15 protein-coding genes, 1 pseudogene and 1 riboswitch are annotated in these 20,069 nt (G+C 75.0%); of the genes and pseudogenes, 10 read left to right on the top strand and 6 right to left on the bottom strand.

Annotation, left to right across the window (positions count from 1 at the left end):
• Nucleotides 1–41: 41 nt before the first annotated feature.
• The 3 genes from ABT354_RS24945 to ABT354_RS24935 all read right to left on the bottom strand — a co-directional run bounded on the left by ABT354_RS24945 (nucleotide 42) and on the right by ABT354_RS24935 (nucleotide 3,542).
• Nucleotides 42–1,475: a hypothetical protein gene (locus tag ABT354_RS24945; protein WP_502983492.1), complete on the bottom strand. Its 1,434-nt coding sequence runs from the start codon at nucleotides 1,473–1,475 to the stop codon at nucleotides 42–44.
• A 101-nt stretch (nucleotides 1,476–1,576) separates the two neighbouring features.
• The gene (locus tag ABT354_RS24940; protein WP_351497533.1) at nucleotides 1,577–2,710 is read right to left on the bottom strand and encodes an alpha/beta hydrolase; all 1,134 of its coding nucleotides are present in this window, start codon (nucleotides 2,708–2,710) and stop codon (nucleotides 1,577–1,579) included.
• 166 nt (nucleotides 2,711–2,876) lie between these two features.
• Nucleotides 2,877–3,542, bottom strand: coding sequence for a class II aldolase/adducin family protein (locus ABT354_RS24935; RefSeq protein ID WP_351497531.1), 666 nt, complete (start codon nucleotides 3,540–3,542; stop codon nucleotides 2,877–2,879).
• A 280-nt stretch (nucleotides 3,543–3,822) separates the two neighbouring features.
• Here ABT354_RS24935 and ABT354_RS24930 point away from each other — a divergent pair, with 280 nt between their 5' ends.
• From ABT354_RS24930 to ABT354_RS24900, 7 genes are all read left to right on the top strand, one after another.
• Complete coding sequence (locus tag ABT354_RS24930) at nucleotides 3,823–5,091, top strand: inorganic phosphate transporter (protein ID WP_351497529.1); 1,269 nt, start codon at nucleotides 3,823–3,825, stop codon at nucleotides 5,089–5,091.
• An 11-nt stretch (nucleotides 5,092–5,102) separates the two neighbouring features.
• Nucleotides 5,103–5,324, top strand: coding sequence for a hypothetical protein (locus ABT354_RS24925; RefSeq protein ID WP_351497527.1), 222 nt, complete (start codon nucleotides 5,103–5,105; stop codon nucleotides 5,322–5,324).
• A gap of 156 nt (nucleotides 5,325–5,480) precedes the next feature.
• A riboswitch (cobalamin riboswitch) is annotated at nucleotides 5,481–5,618 on the top strand.
• Nucleotides 5,619–5,731: 113 nt separating this feature from the next.
• Nucleotides 5,732–6,724, top strand: coding sequence for a cobalamin biosynthesis protein (locus ABT354_RS24920; protein WP_351497525.1), 993 nt, complete (start codon nucleotides 5,732–5,734; stop codon nucleotides 6,722–6,724).
• Nucleotides 6,721–8,289 carry a cobyric acid synthase gene (locus tag ABT354_RS24915; protein WP_351497523.1) on the top strand — a complete coding sequence of 523 codons (1,569 nt, stop codon included), beginning with the start codon at nucleotides 6,721–6,723 and terminating at the stop codon, nucleotides 8,287–8,289. The genes ABT354_RS24920 and ABT354_RS24915 overlap by 4 nt, the downstream gene beginning before the upstream one ends.
• Nucleotides 8,286–10,442, top strand: a complete 2,157-nt coding sequence (locus tag ABT354_RS24910) for a putative cobaltochelatase (RefSeq protein WP_351497521.1) — start codon at nucleotides 8,286–8,288, stop codon at nucleotides 10,440–10,442. Before ABT354_RS24915 ends, ABT354_RS24910 begins: the two co-directional genes overlap by 4 nt.
• Entirely contained in the window at nucleotides 10,442–11,041 is a 600-nt protein-coding gene (gene cobO, locus ABT354_RS24905) for a cob(I)yrinic acid a,c-diamide adenosyltransferase (RefSeq protein ID WP_351497636.1), read from the top strand. The genes ABT354_RS24910 and cobO overlap by 1 nt, the downstream gene beginning before the upstream one ends.
• A complete protein-coding gene (locus tag ABT354_RS24900; RefSeq protein ID WP_351497518.1) occupies nucleotides 11,035–12,396 on the top strand; it encodes a cobyrinic acid a,c-diamide synthase CobB in 1,362 nt (453 codons plus the stop codon). Before cobO ends, ABT354_RS24900 begins: the two co-directional genes overlap by 7 nt.
• A 10-nt stretch (nucleotides 12,397–12,406) precedes the next feature.
• Here ABT354_RS24900 and ABT354_RS24895 read toward each other — a convergent pair whose 3' ends face one another.
• Nucleotides 12,407–13,129, bottom strand: a complete 723-nt coding sequence (locus ABT354_RS24895; protein WP_351497516.1) for a ZIP family metal transporter — start codon at nucleotides 13,127–13,129, stop codon at nucleotides 12,407–12,409.
• Nucleotides 13,130–13,348: 219 nt separating this feature from the next.
• Here ABT354_RS24895 and ABT354_RS38105 point away from each other — a divergent pair.
• Together ABT354_RS38105 and cobC are read left to right on the top strand one after the other, a co-directional pair.
• Nucleotides 13,349–13,843: pseudogene (locus ABT354_RS38105) on the top strand (cobalamin biosynthesis protein); the annotation flags it as partial.
• Between the two features lie 1,114 nt (nucleotides 13,844–14,957).
• Complete coding sequence (gene cobC, locus ABT354_RS24885; protein ID WP_502983491.1) at nucleotides 14,958–16,022, top strand: Rv2231c family histidinol phosphate aminotransferase CobC; 1,065 nt, start codon at nucleotides 14,958–14,960, stop codon at nucleotides 16,020–16,022.
• A 163-nt stretch (nucleotides 16,023–16,185) separates the two neighbouring features.
• Here the strand turns inward: cobC and ABT354_RS24880 are convergent, their stop codons facing one another.
• Nucleotides 16,186–17,106: an SCO1860 family LAETG-anchored protein gene (locus ABT354_RS24880; protein ID WP_351497512.1), complete on the bottom strand. Its 921-nt coding sequence runs from the start codon at nucleotides 17,104–17,106 to the stop codon at nucleotides 16,186–16,188.
• A 293-nt stretch (nucleotides 17,107–17,399) separates the two neighbouring features.
• The gene (locus ABT354_RS24875; protein ID WP_351497510.1) at nucleotides 17,400–18,491 is read right to left on the bottom strand and encodes an amidohydrolase family protein; all 1,092 of its coding nucleotides are present in this window, start codon (nucleotides 18,489–18,491) and stop codon (nucleotides 17,400–17,402) included.
• A gap of 229 nt (nucleotides 18,492–18,720) precedes the next feature.
• On the opposite strand from ABT354_RS24875, the gene ABT354_RS24870 reads away from it, so the two are divergent.
• Nucleotides 18,721–19,821, top strand: coding sequence for a pyridoxal-phosphate-dependent aminotransferase family protein (locus tag ABT354_RS24870; RefSeq protein WP_351497508.1), 1,101 nt, complete (start codon nucleotides 18,721–18,723; stop codon nucleotides 19,819–19,821).
• Nucleotides 19,822–20,069 lie beyond the last annotated feature (248 nt).

Here is a 20,069-nt window from a genome sequence, read left to right as displayed (position 1 = left end):
GGGCGTGGACCCGGGCCCCGGGCCGGGCCCCGGACGGGCGGCTACTGGGCTCCCCCGGTGTGCACCTGGAAGGCGGCCCGGCGCACGGCCTTCGCCAGCGCCGGGTCGGGGTGGGCCGCGGCCAGGGCGACCAGGACCTGCACCGTGCGCGGATGGCCGCCGGAGCGGACCTCCTCCAGCAGCGCGGGGACGGTGCCCTGCACGGCGGAGTCCAGATGGCGCAGGAGCAGCTGGGGCTCGCCGTGGTCGGTGACGGCCGCCGCCGTGTCCACCCAGAGCCAGGTGGCCTCCTCCCGGGTCAGCACGTCATGGGCGTCCTCGGCGTCCACGCCCTCGTACTCGGCGAGCCAGAGCAGCGCGTAGGGGCGGAGCGAGGGCTCGACGGCGGCGGAGCGGACCTCGGCCTCGGCGGGGGCGCCGACGACCCGCAGGGCCTCGAAGGCGAGCCCGCGCAGCAGGGCGTCCTCGCCCCGGGCGACGGCGAGGAGTTCGCCCACGGCGCCCGCGACGGTGCGGGCGGCGAGCCAGGCGCGGTACTCGGCGCGGGCGGGCCCGGGGGTGAGGCGGGCACAGCCGCGCAGCATGTCCTCGGCGGACTGCTCGATGTTCCCGGCGGGGCTCTGGGCCGCGACACAGATCTGCTCCAGCTTGACCCAGACCGCCCAGTTGCCGAGGGGGGTCAGGGTGGCGGAGCGGCCCTTGTCGAGGGTGAGCGCGCCGACGGCGGCGAGCCCCTCCAGCGCCCAGTCGAGCAGGCGGGGGACGGACGGCGGCCCCTGCGGGGTGCCGGTCCCCGTACCGGGGGCGGGGGTGGCGAGAGGTGCGGCGGCGGTGCCGGGGCCCACCGGGACGAGGGGGACCTCGCAGCGTTCCTCGCGCAGCTCCTGGACGCGCTGTTCCAACAGGTCCAGCAGGGCGGGGACCAGGACCGGCCCGGCCGAGAGCTGGAGCAGGGAGAGCAGCTGGGGGACGGCCTCGACCACCTCCGCGACGGCGGTGGGCGGGACATCGGTGGGCGCCGGGTGGACCAGGGACCAGGCGTCGAACAGCGCGACCCAGCCGCGCAGGACGGCCATGTCGTCACGGTCCCAGGCACGCAGCCGCCAGCCGGGGCGGGCGGTGTCGCCGTGCAGCTCCACCAGTCCGGCGAGACGGGCGCGGTCCCAGCCCGCCCGGACCTGGAGGGGGGTCAGATCGAGCGCCGCGGCGGCCCGTTCACCGGCCGGGGCGGCGAGCGGTGCGGCACCGGGGTCGCGTTCCACCGCGGCCCAGCGGGCGATGCGCACGGCGTCGGCGAGGACCTCTCTGGCCTGGCGGGCCAGCTCGGCGGGGGGTGGGGTGCCCTCGGGTGGCCTGGCGGCCGGCCGGGTTCGCCGGGTCGTCACCGCCCGCCGGGCGGTGGCCAGGGGTCGCGGGCGGACAAGACGGAGTCTGGAGTTGCGCGCCAATTGCTCATCAGGCTTTCGGGACGTCACAAGGAGCAGTGTTCCCGCTGACGGCCCGAAAGCCCAAACGGAGGGCCACGGGTTTGGTAACGGCCGGTGCGGCGGCCGGCGCGCCCGGGGCGGCCCGGGGGTCAGAGCAGCGGGGTCAGGAAGCGGCGCAGGGTCTCCTCGTAGCGGACCGGGTCGGCGTTCCACATGGCGGCGTGCGGGGCGCCCCGGACGGTGGTGAGGGCGACCGTGTCGGGCCGGAGCGCGGCGAGTTCGCGGGAGGCCGCCCAGGGGGCGACGGTGTCGTCCGGGCCGTGGAAGACGAGGGTCGGGACGCGGAGCATCCGGGCGTCGGCGGCGGGGGTGGGCGGGCGGCGGCCGTCGTAGAGCCCGGCCCGGCTGCGGGCGGCCCGCAGGGCCAGCGGGACCAGCGCGTCCGGGGTGCGGCGGGCGGCGGCGAGCGCCCGCAGGGTGGCGTTCCGGTCGAGGACCGGGGAGTCGAGGACGAGCCCGCTGACCCGGTCGCGCAGGGCGGAGTCGGCGACGGTGCGCAGGGCCATGGCGGCGCCGGTGGACCAGCCCATGAGCACCACCCGGCGGGCTCCGTTGCCGACGGCGAAGCGGAGGGCCGCGTCGAGATCGCGCCACTCGGTGTCGCCGAGGTGGCCGAGACCGTCCGGGGAGCGGGGGGCGTCGGGGTCGCCCCGGTACCCCAGACCGAGCACCGGAACCCGTCGCCGATGCAGAAACGGAAGGAGGTTCAGCGGGTGCTCCCGGGTGGTGCCGAGGCCGTGCACGGCGATCACCCAGGTCTCCCGGGGGCCCGGGACGGACCAGGCGGGCAGGGGGCCCAGCTCGCCGGGGACGGTGACCTCGGCGGCCTCGATGCCGAGGGCGGTGGCCGGGGAGCCGGTGTGGAGCAGCGGGGTGAGCCGGACCCGGGTGCCGGGTTCGAGGGTGCCGTGGACGACGCGTTCCAGCCGGCGGACCAGGGTGTCGGCGGAGCGGGTCACCTCCTCCAGCACCGGTCCGACGACGGCGTGCACCCCGGTGCCCTGGAGGCCGTACGTCCCGGGGCGGGCCGCGGCGAGGCTGCGGGTGAGGGTGACCCTGTCGCCCTCCACCGCGTGCACGGTGAGGCGCGGGTCGCCGGGGAAGGGGCGGTCGGGGGCGGGGCGCAGGACGGCGTCGCCCGCGACGCGGCCGACGGCGAAGGTGGCGGCGGCGAGGCCGAGGAGGGTGCTGACGGCGGCTGTCGCCGCGGTGACCGGTCGCACACGTTCAGTGTCGACGCCAACCGGCCCTGCGGCCAGCCAACACCCCGGAGCCCCGAGCCTTTCTTGCGCCCCGGCCCCAGGGCCCGAGCCTGCCGCCCCTCGCCCGGGCCCGAGCCGACTCAGGGCGCCGGTGTGGCATTTTCAGCCCGTCCGGCGCTCGGGAGGGTCAGGGGGAGGGCTGGCCGTAGGTGCGGAGGCGGGCGGTGGCCTCCGTCAGGGCCTCCGGGGTCAGGAGGGTCGGGGTGCGGCCCGGGACGGAGGACGCGAGGAGCCAGAGCCGGCACATCCACTCCAGCTGCGCCGTGTGGTCGTACGCCTGCTCCAGGCTCCGGCCGTACACCACCGTCCCATGATTCCTCAGCAGCGCCGCCGACCGCCCCTCCAACGCCTCCAGCAGATTCCGCGCCAGCTCCTCGGAGCCGTACAGCGCGTATCCGGCCACCCGCACCGGGCCCCCGAGCGCCCCGGTCATGTAGTGGACCGGCGGGACCTCGTCCACCAGCGTGGAGACGGCCGTGGCGTGCACCGCGTGGGTGTGGACCACGGCCCGCGCCCCGGTCGCGCGGTAGACCGCCAGATGGAGCGGCAGCTCACTGGTGGGCCGCAGCTCACCGATGACCTGCCGCCCTTCGAGGTCCACGGCGACGGTGTCCGCGGGCGTCAGCCGGTCGTAGGGCACCCCGCTCGGGGTGACGAGGACGAGGTCCCCGACCCGGGCCGAGACATTGCCCGATGTGCCGACCACCAGCCCCTCGGCCGCCGTTCTGCGGGCGGTCTCCACCACGTCCCGCCAGGTCCTGTCGATCGCGTCCTCGCGCACGTTATCGGTCATGTGATCGATCCTGTCAGGGTCGAACGCTTGACTACAGAGGGCCACGAACGGGTGAGCGAGACGCCTCACACCCTAAATCGAGCAGATAGTCGGCAAAGGTGATGAAAGCCACTTTGCGCTCCGTCCACCCCGTCACAGAGGCCCATCCAGCCCCTCGTGCCCACAAGCGGAACCCCCGACCCCACTTGGAGCCACCCGGAATCCGGTCCGAGTTCACCTTCCGTTCACTCAGGTTACCTACGTTCACCGAGCCACTGACGTCCAAAGATTGCCTGGGTAAATGGAACACATCACGCTGCTGCTCGCGATTGTGATCGTGACGGCTCTCGTGTTCGATTTCACGAACGGTTTCCACGACACCGCCAACGCGATGGCGACGACCATCTCGACCGGCGCGATGAAGCCCAAAGCCGCGGTGGCCATGTCCGCCGTGCTCAACCTGGTCGGCGCGTTCATGTCCGTGGAGGTCGCCAAGACGATCTCCAGTGGCATGGTCGACGAGGCAGGCATCACACCAGAAGTGATCTTCGCGGCGCTCGTCGGCGCCATCCTCTGGAATCTCCTGACGTGGCTGGTCGGTCTGCCGTCCAGCTCCTCGCACGCCCTCATGGGCGGTCTGATCGGCGCGACCATAGCCTCGGTCGGCATCAGCGGCGTCAACGGCGGCACCGTCGTGACCAAGGTGCTGATCCCGGCCATCGCCGCCCCGCTCGTCGCGGGCATCGGCGGTTACCTCGCCGCGAAGCTGACGTACAAGATCGGCCGGAACCTGGACGACAAGACCAGCTCCAAGGGTTACCGCGCGGGGCAGATCGCCTCCGCCGGCCTGGTCTCCCTCGCCCACGGCACCAACGACGCCCAGAAGACGATGGGCATCATCACGCTGGCCCTGGTCGCCGGCAATGTCCTGGCCCCCGGCTCCAACCCGCCCATGTGGGTCATCGTCTCCGCCGGTGTCGCCATCGCCCTGGGCACCTACCTCGGTGGCTGGCGCATCATCCGCACCATGGGCAAGGGCCTCACCGACCTCCAGCCGCAGCAGGGCTTCGCCGCCCAGACCAGCGCCGCGAGCGTCATCCTGGCCTCCTCCAACCTGGGCTTCTCCCTCTCCACCACGCACTCCTGCTCCGGTGCCGTGATGGGCTCGGGCCTCGGCCGCAAGGGCGGCGTGGTCCGCTGGTCCACCGCCACCCGGATGTTCGTCGCCTGGGGTCTGACCCTGCCCGCCGCCGGTCTGGTCGCCGCCCTCTCCGAGCTGGTCACCAAGCAGGGTGACTGGGGCGTCGGCGTGGTCCTCGCCTTCCTGATCGGTTCCTCCGTCGCGATCTGGGTCTACTCCCGCCGCCAGGTCATCGACCACACCAACGTCAACGAGACCGAGGAGGGCGCCGAGGCCGCCGCGGAGGAGCCCGGCGTGGTCACCACCGCCATCGCCGCGGTCACCCCGCCGCCGGCCGGTGTCGTCGCCGGTCACGACGAGCTGCACAAGACCCCGGCCGCCTCGGCCGCCGCCCCCGAATCCGGCCCGGCCAGCCCGGCCGCGGTGTAAGGACAGATCGCATGAACATCGACTGGGCAGCCCTCGGCTCCGTCTTCGGCGTGAGCCTCGTGGCCACCGTGGCCATCGCCGGCCTCTTCGTCCTCGGCCTCGTCGGCCTCGGCAAGCAGGAAGTCGCCTCCACCTCCGGTGGCTCGGCCCCCCTCGCCGTCGCCGGCGCGTACCTCTGCTTCGTGCTCTGCACCGTCGCGGTCAGCTTCGGGATCTACCTGATCGTCACCTGATCACCCCGATCCTTCTCCGTTCCACCGGCCGGGCCGGACCTCCCCCAGGGAGGTCCGGCCCGTTCCGCGTTCACCGGCCCGCCGTCGAACCTGGGGCGGCCCCCGGGTGTGGGGCTGGGCACACTGCCCCACCGCAGGTCAACGGCAGGTTGACGGCTGTTCTCGGAGCGTGGTGGACTGCCGGGGCCATGAGGCGGCAGCAGAGGAAGCCCGGTGTGAATCCGGCGCGGTCCCGCCACTGTCACCGGGACACCCCCGGGAGCCAGGAACTCTCGCCGCCGATCACGTCGAACCAGGGCGCGGACACCCTGAGTGAGGACATTCGTCATGCCCGGCCGCGGCTGCGCCCCTGCCCCTGCCCTTCCGCCCACCCGGGCGCCCCGTACCGGAAGCGGATCCTGACCACCGTGCGGGCCGACCGGGTCTTCGCCTGCGGCGCCGCCGCCGGCCTCCTCACCGACCTCCTGCTCGCCGATCCCCGCCGGGGCCATCCCGTCGCCGCCTTCGGCCGCGCCGCCGGAGCCGTCGAGGACCTCCTCTGGCGCGACCACCGGGGCTGGGGAGCCCTGCACACGGCCGTCTGCGCCGGCGGGACCGCCCTGGGCGCCGCGGCGCTCACCCGGGCCGTACGGCGCTCCCCCGCTCTCTCCCTGGCCCTGACCGCCGCCACCACCTGGACCGTCGTCGGCGGCACCTCGCTGGGCCGGGAGGCCCGTACCATCGGCGCCGCGCTGGCCGACGGCGACCTCGACCGCGCCCGGCGGCGGCTGCCCCATCTCTGCGGCCGGGACCCCGAGGCCCTGGACGGCCCCGGGATCGCCCGTGCCGTGGTGGAGTCCGTCGCCGAGAACACCTCCGACGCCGTGGTCGGCGCCCTGGTCTGGGGGGCCGTCGCGGGCGTCCCCGGACTCGCCGCCTTCCGCGCGGTGAACACCCTGGACGCGATGGTCGGCCACCGCTCCCCCCGCCATCTCCGCTTCGGCTGGGCCGCCGCCCGTCTGGACGACCTCGCCGGGTGGCCCGGCGCCCGGCTGACCGCCGCGCTGGCCACGGCGGCGGGCCCGAGCCCCCGGGGCGCCCTCCGCGCCTGGCGCGCCGACGCCCACCGCCACCCCAGCCCCAACGCGGGCCCGGTCGAGGCCGCCTTCGCGGGCGCGCTCGGCGTACGGCTCGGCGGGACCCTGGCCTACGGCGGACGGGTCGAGCACCGGCCCGTCCTCAACGGCGCCGCCGGCCGCCCCGTCGTCCCCGCGGACATCGACCGCGCGGTCCGGCTCTCCCGCCGGGTGGGGCTGCTGGCCCTCGGGGTGAGCGCCGCCGGACGGCTCGCGGCGGGACACCTCGGACGACGGAGCAGAGCCGGGGCAGCCATCACCAGGACCACGGGAGGGACACGATGACCGGAGGCGGGCTGCTCGTCGCGGGCACCACATCCGACGCGGGCAAGAGCGTCGTCACCGCCGGGATCTGCCGCTGGCTGGTCCGCCGGGGCCTGCGGGTGGCCCCCTTCAAGGGCCAGAACATGTCGCTGAACTCCTTTGTCACCCGGGACGGCGCCGAGATCGGCCGCGCCCAGGCCATGCAGGCCCGCGCCGCCCGCACCGAGCCCACCGCGCTGATGAACCCGGTGCTGCTCAAGCCGGGCGGCGACCGCACCAGCCAGGTGGTGCTCATGGGCCGCCCGGTGGGCGAGATGGGCGCCCGGGGCTTCTTCGGCTCCGGCACCGGCCGCCCCGACGGGGACCGCGCCCGGCTCTTCGGCACCGTCATGGAGTGCCTGGAGGAGCTGCGCGCCACCCATGACGCGGTCATCTGCGAGGGCGCGGGCAGCCCCGCCGAGATCAATCTGCGCCGTACCGACATCGTGAACATGGGCGTCGCCCGCGCCGCGCGGCTGCCGGTGCTCGTCGTCGGGGACATCGACCGGGGCGGCGTCTTCGCCTCCTTCTTCGGCACCACGGCACTGCTCGCCGCCGAGGACCAGCGGCTGATCGCCGGGTATCTCGTCAACAAGTTCCGGGGCGATGTCTCGCTCCTGGAGCCGGGGCTCGACATGCTCCGGGGGCTGACCGGACGGCCCACCTACGGGGTGCTGCCCTACGCCCATGGCCTCGGCATCGACGAGGAGGACGGGCTGCGGGTCTCGCTGCGCGGCGCCCTCCGCGAGGCCCCGACGGCGCCCCCGGTGGGCGAGGAGGTGCTGCGGGTCGCGGTCTGCGCGGTGCCGCTGATGTCGAACTTCACCGATGTGGACGCGCTCGCCGCCGAGCCGGGCGTGGTCGTCCGCTTCGCCGACCGCCCCGAGGAGCTGGCCGACGCGGATCTGGTGGTCGTCCCCGGCACCCGGGGCACCGTCAAGGCGCTGGAGTGGCTGCGGAGCCGGGGACTCGACCGGGAGCTGGCCCGCCGGGCCGCCGCCGGACGGCCCGTGCTCGGCATCTGCGGCGGCTTCCAGCTGCTCGGCGAGCGCATCGAGGACGAGGTGGAGTCCCGGGCCGGCACCGTGCCGGGCCTGGGGCTGCTGCCCGTACGGGTGCGCTTCCACCCGGCGAAGACCCTGGCCCGGCCGGTGGGGACGGCGCTGGGCGAACCGGTGGAGGGGTACGAGATCCACCACGGTGTCGCCGAGGTGCTGGGCGGCGAGGCGTTCCTGGACGGCTGCCGGGCCGGCGCCGTCTGGGGCACCCACTGGCACGGCTCGCTGGAGAGCGACGGCTTCCGGCGGGCGTTTCTGCGGGAGGTCGCCGCAGCCGCCGGACGGCGGTTCGTGCCCGCGCCGGACACCTCCTTCGACGCACTGCGCGAGGAGCAGCTGGACCGGCTCGGCGATCTGATCGAGGAACACGCGGACACCGACGCGCTGCTGCGGCTGATCGAGCGGGGCGCGCCCGCCGGCCTTCCCTTTGTCGCGCCCGGCGCGCCCGAACTGCCCGGCACGCCCGAACTGGTCGAGGAGACCGTATGAGCACCCCGTACCCGTTCACCGCCCTGGTCGGCCAGGACGATCTGCGGCTGGCCCTGTTGCTGAACGCCGTCTCGCCCCGGGTCGGCGGGGTGCTGGTGCGCGGCGAGAAGGGCACCGCCAAGTCGACCGCCGTACGGGCGCTGTCGGCGCTGCTGCCGCCGGTGGCGACGGTGACCGGCTGCCGGTTCTCCTGTGACCCCGCCGGGCCCGATCCGCGCTGCCCGGACGGGCCGCACGAGGGCACCGGGTCGGGTGAGCGGCCCGCGCGCATGGTGGAGCTGCCGGTCGGCGCCTCCGAGGACCGGCTGGTGGGCGCGCTGGACATCGAGCGGGCGCTCGCCGAGGGCGTGAAGGCGTTCGAGCCGGGGCTGCTGGCCGACGCGCACCGGGGCATCCTCTATGTGGACGAGGTCAATCTCCTCCACGACCATCTGGTCGATGTGCTGCTGGACGCCGCCGCCATGGGTGCGTCGCATGTGGAGCGCGAGGGGGTGTCGGTCCGGCACGCGGCGCGCTTCCTTCTGGTGGGAACGATGAACCCGGAGGAGGGTGAGCTGCGGCCCCAGCTGCTCGACCGGTTCGGTCTGACGGTGGAGGTCGCCGCGTCCCGGGAGCCCTCGGAGCGGGTCGAGGTGGTGCGGCGGCGGATCGCGTACGAGGACGACCCGGTCTCCTTCGCCGCCCGCTGGGCCGGTGCGGAGGAGGCGCTGCGGGAGCGGATCACGGCGGCGCGGGCGCTGCTGCCCTCGGTGGTGCTGGGCGACGGGGCGCTGCGGCAGATCGCGTCGACCTGTGCGGCGTTCGAGGTGGACGGGATGCGCGCGGACATCGTGATGGCGCGGACCGCGACCGCGCTGGCCGCGTGGGCGGGGCGTACCGAGGTGACGGAGGGGGATGTACGGCAGGCGGCCCTGCTCGCCCTTCCCCACCGGCGGCGGCGCAATCCCTTTGACGCGCCGGGGCTGGACGAGGAGAAGCTGGACCGCACGCTGGAGGAGTCGGCGGAGGAGTCCACGGAGGACGGCCCGGAGCCCGAGCCGGAGGGCGGTCCCGACGGCGGGGGCCCGGACGGCGACCCCGACGGTGGCCCCGACGGTGGTGGCGGGGGCGGCGGCAGGCCGCCCCGGGGCGACGGTCCCTCCGTACCGCCCCAGTCCCGTGGGTCCGATGATTCCCATGAGTCCCAAGACTCCCCGGAGCCGCAGGAGACCCACGAGCCCTCCGGAGCACAGCAGGGCGACGGTGCCGGAGCGTCGGGCACCGGCGCCGCCGAACAGCGCCCGGTGGCGGCCGCCGAGCCGTTCCGTCCGAAGGCGCTGAGCGTGCCCGGGATCGGTGAGGGGGCCGCGGGCCGCCGCTCCCGGTCCCGCTCGGAGCACGGCCGCACCACCGGGTCCCGGCTGCCCAAGGGCACGCTCACCCGGCTGCATCTGTCCGCGACGGTACGGGCCGCCGCCCCGCACCAGCGGGCGCGCGGGCGCGGCGGCCCCGGCCTGGTGGTGCGGCGGGAGGATCTGCGGCAGGCCGCCCGGGAGGGCCGCGAGTCCAATCTGGTGCTCTTCGTGGTGGACGCCTCGGGTTCGATGGCGGCCCGGCGGCGGATGGGCGCGGTCAAGGGCGCGGTGCTGTCGCTGCTGCTCGACGCCTATCAGCGCCGGGACAAGGTGGGTCTGGTGACCTTCCGGGGCCGGGACGCGGAGCTGGCGCTCCCGCCCACCTCCTCGGTGGAGGCGGCGGCGGCCCGGCTGGAGCGGCTGCCCACCGGGGGCCGCACCCCGCTGGCGGCCGGGCTGCTGAAGGCCCGTGAGGTGCTGCGGGTGGAGCGGCTGCGCGACCCCTCGCGGCGTCCGCTGCTGGTGGTGGTGACCGACGGCCGGGCGACCGGTGGCGTCGACCCGGTGGCGCTCTCCGCGCGCGCTGCGGGGCTGCACGCGGCGGACGGCATCACCTCGATCGTGGTGGACTGCGAGACGGGACCGGTCCGGCTGGGGCTCGCGGGCGCGCTCGCCACCCGGCTCGGCGGGAGCGCCGTCACCCTCGACGAGCTGCGCGCGGAGACCATCAGCGGGCTGGTGCGCGACGCCCGGGACACCGGGCCGACCGGGGCGGCGGGATCTCCCCGTACCGGCAGGATCGACAGAAAGGCCGCGTGATGCCGCAGGGAAAGCCGTCCGTCGTCCCGGAGGACGGACTCACCACACGTCAGCGGCGGAACCGTCCGCTGGTCTTCGTCCATACGGGCCCCGGCAAGGGCAAGTCGACGGCCGCCTTCGGCCTGGCGCTGCGCGCCTGGAACCAGGGGTGGCCGATCGGGGTGTTCCAGTTCGTCAAGTCCGCCAAGTGGAAGGTGGGCGAGGAGAACGCGCTGCGGGTGCTGGGCGCATCCGGCGAGGGCGGCCGGGTGGACTGGTTCAAGATGGGCGCGGGCTGGTCCTGGGTCCAGCGGGACCGGCAGCTGACCAACGAGGACGCGGCCCGGGAGGGCTGGGAGCAGGTCAAGCGGGATCTGGCCGCCGAGAGCTACCGGCTGTACGTCCTGGACGAGTTCGCCTATCCGCTCCACTGGGGCTGGGTGGACACCGAGGAGGTGATCTCGGTGCTGCGGGACCGCCCGGGGAACCAGCATGTGGTGATCACCGGCCGGAACGCCCCGGAGCCATTGCGGGAGTTCGCCGATCTGGTGACCGAGATGACCAAGGTCAAGCACCCGATGGACACCGGGCAGAAGGGCCAGCGGGGCATCGAGTGGTAGCACGACTCGTCATCGCCGCGCCGTCGTCGGGCAGCGGCAAGACCACCGTGGCGACCGGCCTGATGGCCGCGTTCTCGGCGGCGGGGCTGCGGGTCTCCCCGCACAAGGTGGGCCCCGACTACATCGACCCGGGCTACCACGCCCTCGCGACCGGCCGCCCGGGGCGCAATCTCGACGCGTATCTCTGCGGTACGGAGCTGCTGGAGCCGCTGCTCGCGCATGGCGCGGCGGGGTGCGACCTGGCGGTGGTCGAGGGGGTGATGGGGATGTTCGACGGCGCCTCGGGCGCGGGCGAGCTGGCGTCGACGGCACAGGTGGCCAAGGTGCTGCGGGCGCCGGTGGTGCTGGTGGTGGACGCCAGTGCCCAGTCGCGTTCGGTGGCGGCGCTGGTGCACGGCTTTGTCTCCTTCGACCCCCAGGTACGGGTCGGCGGGGTGATCCTGAACAAGGTGGCGAGCGACCGGCACGAGGGGCTGCTGCGGGAGGCGCTGGAGGAGGTCGGCATGCCGGTGCTGGGGGTGGTGCGGCGGCGGGCCGCCGTGGCCACGCCCTCCCGCCATCTGGGGCTGGTGCCGGTGGCCGAGCGGACGGCGGACGCGGTCGGGTCGGTGGACGCGATGGCGGAGCTGGTACGGGAGGGGTGCGATCTGGCGGCGCTGCTGGCGCTGGCCCGGTCGGCGCCCCCGCTCACCGGTGCGGTATGGAGCCCGGAGACCGAGGGCGGAGCGGGTACGGCGCTCCCCCGCACGGGGCGGCGGCCGGTGGTCGCGGTGGCCGGCGGTCCCGCTTTCACCTTCGCCTACGCGGAGCATCCGGAGCTGCTGACGGCCTGCGGCGCCGAGGTCGTCACCTTTGATCCGCTGCGGGACGAGCGGCTGCCCGAGGGCACCTCGGGGATCGTCATCGGCGGCGGTTTCCCGGAGGTGTACGCGCCGGAGCTGTCGGCCAACAAGGAGCTGCGGGCCGAGGTCGCCGCCTTCGCGGAGGCGGGCGGTCCGGTGGCGGCGGAGTGCGCGGGCCTGCTCTATCTGGCGCGTTCGCTGGACGGGCTGCCGATGTGCGGGGTGCTGGCGGCGGACGCCCGGATGGAGAAGCGGCTGACGCTGGGCTACCGCGAGGCGGTGGCGGTCAGCGACAGCGTGCTGGCGGCGGTCGGGACCCGGGCGCGGGGGCACGAGTTCCACCGTACGGTGATCGAGCCCGGGGCGGGTGCGGCTCCGGCGTGGGGGATGGTGCGGCCGGAGCGCCGGGTCGAGGGGTTCGTCCAGGACGGGGTGCACGCCAGCTATCTCCATACGCACTGGGCGGGGACGCCGGGGGTGGCGCGGCGGTTCGTGGAGCGGTGCGCGCGATGAGCCGGGCGGCTCAGCCCGAGAGCCCGACCACCAGCCAGATGAACCCCGCCCCCGCCGCCGTGCAGAGCAGGGTGGACCGGGCCGGGTGGGTGTGATGGGCCTCGGGCAGGATCTCCGCCGCCGCGAGATAGAGCAGCGCGCCCCCGAAGAAGCCGAGATAGCCGCCGAGCGCCAGCGGCGGAACGGTGACCAGCAGGGTGGAGGCGGCGCCGACCACGGGCGCACAGGCGTCCGCCAGCAGTATCGCCACCGCCTTGGTGTGGGTGTTCCCGTACAGGCTGGTGAGGGTGTACGTATTGAACCCGTCCGCGAAGTCATGGGCGATGACGGCCAGCGCCACCGTCAGCCCCATCGCCTCGCCCACCTGGAAGGCGGCGCCGATGGCGACACCGTCCAGCAGACTGTGGCCCACCATGGCCGAGGCGGCCGTCAGCCCCACCTTCGGGGCCATCGGACGGCCCGCGCCATGGGCGGCCCGGCCGGCGGCCAGCAGCCGCTCCCCCATGTGCGCGACCAGGAAGCCCGCCACGAAGAGCAGCAGCGCCAGCGGGACCCCGAAGATCTCCTGCCCCGCCGACCGCAGCGCCTCGGGCAGCAGATCGAGCCCGACGACCCCCAGCATCAGCCCGCCCGCGAGGCCGAGCACCAGATGGCGGCGGTCGGTGACGCGGCGCGCCGTCCAACCGCCGACCAGTGTCATCACAAAAGCGCCCAGCGCGACCAAGACCGCCATGTGTCTTTGTAGCGGATTCGTCCGCCCCCGGGCGGCCCTGGGCGACAGCGCCGTCCGAATCACCCGTTTGACGCGTCCCGCACCCGGGACACCCCGCCCCTGACCCCAGGGATCCCCCGGTGGGATCCCGTACACCGGCCCGGAGAACGCATGGCACCGCCCGAGCACCACTCCCGGCGGAGCCGGGCGGTCCCCCTCACCGACCGGACCGCCGCCCGCCGGGTCACCGATCGGGTCGTGCCCTTCGGCGGCGCGGAGCGTCTGCTGCGCCCGCCCTCGCTGGTCGTCGGGGTCGGTGCCGCCCGGGGCGCGGCGGCGGACGAGATCGTGGGGCTGGTGGTGGCGGCGCTCGCGACGGCCGGGCTCTCCCCGCTGAGCATCGCCGCGCTGGCCACGGTCGAGGCCAAGGCGGACGAGCCGGGGATCGTGGCGGCGGCCCGCCGGCTGGCCGCGCCGCTGGTCGTCCACCCCGCCGGGCGGCTGGCCGCCGTCCCGGTGCCGCACCCCTCGGCCCACGCGCTGCGCCACACCGGCACCCCGTCGGTGGCGGAGGCGGCGGCGCTGGCGGGCGGCGGGGAGTTGCTGGTCCCCAAGCGGAGGTCGAGCCCGGCCCGGGGGCCGGCGCGGGCGACCTGTGCGGTGGCCCGCCGTCCCGGGTACGGCCCCGGGCGGCTCCCGGCGCCGGTCCCCGACAGGGACCCGGGGGCCCCGGACCGCTGGGTGTGGACCGCCCTCTGCGATGCTTTTCCGCCATGGGAGATGTTGAGCGAGCGACTGGGCGCGCTGCCTCCGGAGGAGTCGACCGTGACCCTGATCAACCCTGGTGACCTGCGCGGCAGTCGACGGCTCAGCAGTGCCTTGGCCCTCTTCCGGCGACAGTGGCCCGCCCGGACACCGGTGGAAATCATGGGGAGCGGATCCCGGACAGATGAATCAAGCCATGTGACCACACTGGCCGGAGTGGATCCCGCGCTGGTGGACATGATGTCCGTCGTGACGGTCGGCAACTCAGCCACCCGCGCCACCGCGTACCGTGCGGCGACCCCGCCCGGCCTCCGGTGGCAGGCGTGATCCCGCGCGTGCCCGCGCCCGCGGCCGCGCGCCCGTGTACGGGGGCCCTTCCGCTGGGCGGCGGGGCCCGTTCCGTGCTGCCCGGCTCCCCACCGTCGGCGGTACCGGGGCCGGGTGCCCGTTCCGGCCGGTCGGGGCCACCACTCCCGGCCGGGTACGGGGCGTCCGGCGTCCTCCGCCGTCCGCCGGGGCGCGGCCCGGTCCCCCCACGGGAGCCGTCCGGTGCCACCCGGCCGGCCCGGTCACCGGCTCCGGCGCCCGCCGGACGGGTGCGGCGGCCCCGGCCCGTACCCCGGACCCGGCGGCTGCGGCGTCCCCGGCGGTCCCGGGAGCACACGGCGGGCAGCGGCACGGGCATCGCGCCCCGTACCTCCGGACCCGCTCCGGCGCACCCCGCGCTGCCCTCCGGCACGGTGAGGTGCCCCTCGTACGGGGGCATCAACCGGTCGCCGGGAGGGACGGGACACGGTCCGTACCCGGCACGGGCGGCGGGGACGCGCACTCCCCCGTACCGCCCCGGTCCGCTCCCCGGCCCCCGGGGCCGCGCACCGCCGTACCCCCGCACCGCACTCCGAAGTTTCCCCCACCCCTAGGAGAACGCAGATGAACGTCGGCCATGCCCTCCGTACCGGCGCGGCGAGACCGGGCGGCGACCCCGCCGGTCCCGGGCAGAGACGATCCGCCACCCCGCCGGTGGCCCCCGGCAAGGACCCGGACGACCGGGCCGGCGGCCCGCACCACCACGGCAGTCACGCACATGCATACACACACTGACGGCCCCCACGACCTGCGTCACCACGGCGACGCCGAGATACGCGACTCCGGGGCCCTGCTGACCGATCTCGCGGTCAATGTCCGCGCGGGCACACCCCCCGAGTGGCTGCGCGAATGTGTGGCGGGCTCCCTGCGCTCGCTGGCCGCCTATCCGGACGGCCGGGCGGCCCGTGAGGCGGTCGCCGCCCGGCACGGGCTGCCCGTCGACCGGGTGCTGCTGACGGCGGGCGCCGCCGAGGCGTTCGTGCTGCTGGCGCGCGCCCTGCCGGTGCGCCATCCGCTGGTGGTGCATCCGCAGTTCACCGAGCCCGAGGCGGCGCTGCGGGACGCGGGCCATACGGTGGACCGGCTGCTGCTGCGGGAGGAGCACGGTTTCCGGCTCGATCCCGAGGCGGTGCCGGAGGAGGCGGATCTGGTGATGATCGGCAATCCGACCAACCCGACCTCCGTCCTGCACCCGGCCGCCGATGTGGCGGCGCTGGCCCGGCCGGGCCGGACGCTGGTGGTGGACGAGGCGTTCATGGACGCGGTGCCGGACGAGCCGGAGACCCTGGCGGACCGTACCGATGTCCCCGGCCTGGTGGTGCTGCGCAGCCTCACCAAGACCTGGGGGCTGGCGGGTCTGCGGATCGGCTATGCCCTGGGCGAGCCGGAGACGATCGCCGCGCTGCAACGGGCCCAGCCGCTCTGGCCGGTCTCCACTCCGGCCCTCGCCGCGGCGGAGGCGTGCATGACCCCCGCCGCGCTGAAGGAGGCGGAACAGGCCGCCCGGCAGATCGCGGTGGAACGGGCCCATCTGCTGGCGGGCCTGGCCGAGTTCGACGAGGTACGGGTGGTGGCCGCCGCGGAGGCGTCCTTCGTCCTGGTCCATGTGCGGGAGGGGGACCGGGTACGGGAGCAGCTGCGGCTGCTGGGCTTCGCCGTGCGGCGCGGTGACACCTTCCCGGGGCTGGGTCCGGGGTGGCTGCGGATCGCGGTCCGGGACCGGGTCACCACCAACCGTTTCCTCCAGGCGCTGGATCAGGCGCTGGCCATGGTCTGCGGCTGACGCCCGCGGCCCCGGTCCGCGACCGAGGCCCGCGACTGAGGTCTACGGCTGAGGTCTGCGGCGGGGATCCGCCGGTGACCGGCCCGGGTGGTACGCCGACCGCACCCCGGGCCGGTTCCGGCGGGTCCCCGATCCCTCCCCGTGATGGGAGGGGGTACGGGGGTCAGCCCCGGGCGCGGGCACGGGCCCGGCTGCGGGCCATCAGGACCGCTCCGCCGCCCAGGGCGAGCAGCACGGCGGCGCCCCCGGCGACATAGCCGGTGGTGGCGGACCCGCCGGTCTCCGCCAGATTCTCCGTGGGGCCCTGCGGTTCGACGCCCGGACGGGTGGGCTCCGCGGGCTGTTCGGCGGGGAGCTTCCCCGGGGTACGGGGGGTCTCACAGGCCGCCCTGGCCAGGGTGACGGTGCCGTTGACCTCGGCGACATTCAGCTTGAGGGGGTTGACCGCGACCTTCAGCTCCAGGGCCGTGGCCGCCGCCGTGCGCCGGGTGGTCTCCTTGCGGGCGAGGTCGAGGGTGACCTCGCCGACGCCGGGGGCGGTGACCCGGGTACGGGCACCTGCGGCGAGGGTGACGGTCTGCCCCAGGACCCTGACCGGGCCCAGCAGTTCGGAGGTGGCGGCCGGGCGGGCGCCGGTCCGGCAGACGGCCCGTGCGGTGACCTTCTCGACCTCAATCAGGGAGACCAGCGGCAGTCCGGGGAGATGGACCCGGGCCCGTGCGAGCTGGGCGAAGCCCTCCGTACCGCCCCGCTCCGCCGTGGCCCGCGCGGTGGCCGCGTCGGCGCGGGCCAGCTGGACGGGCCGGCCCCCGTCGATGCCGTCGACCCGGACGGTGAGGGCGGTGCGGGAGGCGCTGGCGGGGGCGGTGACCTCGTTGAGCGCGGCGTTGACCGGGGCCCGGACGGTCTTGTCGAGCAGGGAGACTTCGAGCCCGGCGCGGAGGACGACCGCGCTCGCCCGCCCCGGGGCCCCCTCGCCGGTGGCCCCCGCGGGATGTGCCAGGGCCACGGGTGCGGCGAGCAGCACCAGGGCGAGCGGGACGGTGGCACGGCGGGCGGGCAGGCGGAAGGTGTTGCTGTTCACGTGGTGGAACCCCCACAGAAGGCATGGCGCCGCCATCACACCCACGGGGACCATGGGCGGTGGCGAACGGGACACCGGAATCCTTACGCACGGAGAGTGAACCGGCAGACACCTGGCGTCAGTTCATCCCAAAGGGTGGTTTCCGAGTTGTTGTTCGGATCCTGCGGCACGGGCGTTCCCTTCCGCCCCCGGAAAGCGGTCCGGCCCGGAAGATGCTCAACGACGGAGCAGGGCCATGGACACGTGTCGTCAACGATTCCCGCCCCCAGCCCTCTGCCCCCGGCCGACCGCCCTCAGCCCACCACCCGGCCCCGGAGGATCACCCGGCGGGGCGCGGCCAGCGCCCGCACGTCGGCGCGGGGATCGGTGTCGTACACCACCAGGTCGGCGGGGGCGCCCTCGTCCAGTCCGGGCCTGCCCAGCCAGGCGCGGGCGCCCCAGGTGGTGGCCGAGAGGGCGGCGAGCGGCGGGATGCCCGCCTTCACCAGCTCGGCGACCTCGGCGGCGACCAGGCCATGGGCGAGCGAGCCGCCCGCGTCCGTCCCCACGAAGACCGGGATGCCCGCCGCGAAGGCGGAGTTGACCGTTTCGTACCGGCGCGCGTGCAGCCGTCGCATATGGGCCGACCAGCCGGGGAACTTCGCCTCGCCGCCCGCCGCGAGCGCCGGGAAGGTGGCGATGTTGACCAGGGTCGGCACGATGGCGACCCCGCGTTCGGCGAAGAGCGGGATGGTGTCCTCGGTGAGCCCGGTGGCGTGCTCGATGCAGTCGATGCCCGCCTCCACCAGGTCCCGCAGGGAGTCCTCGGCGAAGCAGTGCGCGGTGACCCGGGCGCCCAGCCGGTGGGCCTCGGCGATGGCCGCCTCCACCGCGCCGCGCGGCCAGCAGGCGGTGAGGTCGCCCGCCTCCCGGTCGATCCAGTCCCCCACCAGCTTCACCCAGCCGTCGCCCCGCCGGGCCTCCCGGGCCACATAGGCGACCAGGTCGTCCGGCTCGATCTCATGGGCGTAGTTACGGATGTAGCGGCGGGTACGGGCGATGTGCCGGCCCGCCCGGATGATCTTCGGCAGATCCTCGCGGTCGTCGATCCAGCGGGTGTCCGCGGCGGAGCCGGCGTCCCGGATCAGCAGGGTGCCCGCGTCCCGGTCGGTGAGCGCCTGCTTCTCGCTGGTGGCGTCGTCCACCGCGCCGTGCGCGTCCAGACCCACATGGCAGTGGGCGTCGACCAGGCCGGGCAGCGCCCAGCCGGTGACGGTGGGCGCGGTGTCCGCCCCGGCGGGACGGTGGTAGGTGATCCGGCCGTCCACGACCCACAGTTCGTCCCGCACCTCCTCCGGGCCGACGAGCACCCGCCCCTTCACATGCAACGCCACGTGATCGCTCATGTCCCCGACTGTACGAGCAGCGCCCCCGCCGAGGAGACCCCCCGGCACCATCGGCCCCTCCACGCCCCGCACCCACGCGCCTCCTCGCCCACCGCGGCCACTCACCCCCGTGCCCGCCGCACGCACCGCGGGCACCCGGCGGGAGCGGCCCACGCGCACCGCGGCTACCCTCGTCCCCGAGACCGGACAGATCCGGTCGAGCGCACTCCCTTGTCGAAGAAGGCCCGCCGTGACTCATCCGCTTCTGGACCTGCCCCCGCTGACCGCCGAGCACTTCGCGCGCATCGAGGCGCGGGTCGCCGCCCTGCTGGACACCGAGCAGGATGTGGTGATCACCCAGGGCGAGGCGCTGCTGCCGCTGGAGGGCTGCATCCGCTCCGGGGCCCGCGCCGGGTCGACCGCGCTGAACGTGGTCACCGGCCCGTACGGCCAGACCTTCGGCGGCTGGCTGCGCGACTGCGGCGCCCGGGTGATCGACCTGGAGGTGCCGTTCCACACCGCCGTCACCGCCGAGCAGGTGGAGCGGGCACTGGCGGACCACCCGGAGATCGACTTCGTCTCGCTGGTGCACGCGGAGGCGGCGACCGGCAACACCAACCCGGTGGCCGCGATCGGTGAGGTGGTCCGCCGCCACGGCGCCCTCTTCATGCTGGACGCGGTGGCCTCGGTCGCCGCCGAGCCGCTGCTGCCGGACGCCTGGGGCGTGGACCTCTGTGTGATCGGCGCGCAGAAGGCGATGGGCGGCCCGGCGGGCGTTTCGGCGGTCTCGGTGAGCGCCCGCGCCTGGGAGCGGTTCGCCGCCAACCCGGCCGCGCCCCGCCGCTCGTACCTCTCCCTCCTCGACTGGAAGGAGCGGTGGATCGACGGCGGACGGAAGACGCTGCTGCACGCCCCGGCGCAGCTGGAGATGCTGGCCCTGGAGGCCTGTGTCGAGCGGATCGAGTCGGAGGGGCTCCCGGCCCTCATGGAGCGGCACGCCTTCGCCGCCTCGGCCACCCGCGCGGGCGCGCTGGCGCTCGGCGGCGGTCTGGAGCCGTATGTCCATGAGGCGCGGGACGCGGCCCCGGTGGCGACGACGCTGCGCACCCCGGCCGGGATCGACGCCTCCGCCCTGGTGGCGCGGGCGCTGGCGATCGACCCCTCGGTGCCGCTGATCGCGGGGGGCGGGGCGCTGGCCAAGGAGATGATCCGGGTCAACCACTACGGGGTGGACGCCACCCGGGGCGCGGTGCGCTCCTCGCTCGCGGCGCTCGGCGCGGCGCTCGCCGAGACGGGCGCGACGGTGGACCCGGTGGCGTCCGGGCGGGCGGTCTCCGAGGTCTGGGCCTGACGGAATCGCCGGGTGCCGGATCCCCGGGGATCCGGCACCCGGAGCTTTCCCCCGGGTAAATACTTCAGGGAAAGAAATAAGGGAAGCCGCTTTTTCTGGCGGCTTCCCTTATTTCTTTCCCTTTCTTGTGCCCCGCTTTCCCGGGGGCAAACGCCAGGATCCCGACAGGGTTCCAGGAGATCGGGCAGGATTGTGACCGACCCCACAACCGGCTCCTTTTGGCGGAAAAATCCCGGACGAATACCACC

The organism is Streptomyces sp. NPDC000594 (assembly GCF_040299965.1).
Classification (GTDB): Bacteria; Actinomycetota; Actinomycetes; order Streptomycetales; family Streptomycetaceae; genus Streptomyces.
This window is presented reverse-complemented; position numbering and strand designations above follow the sequence as displayed.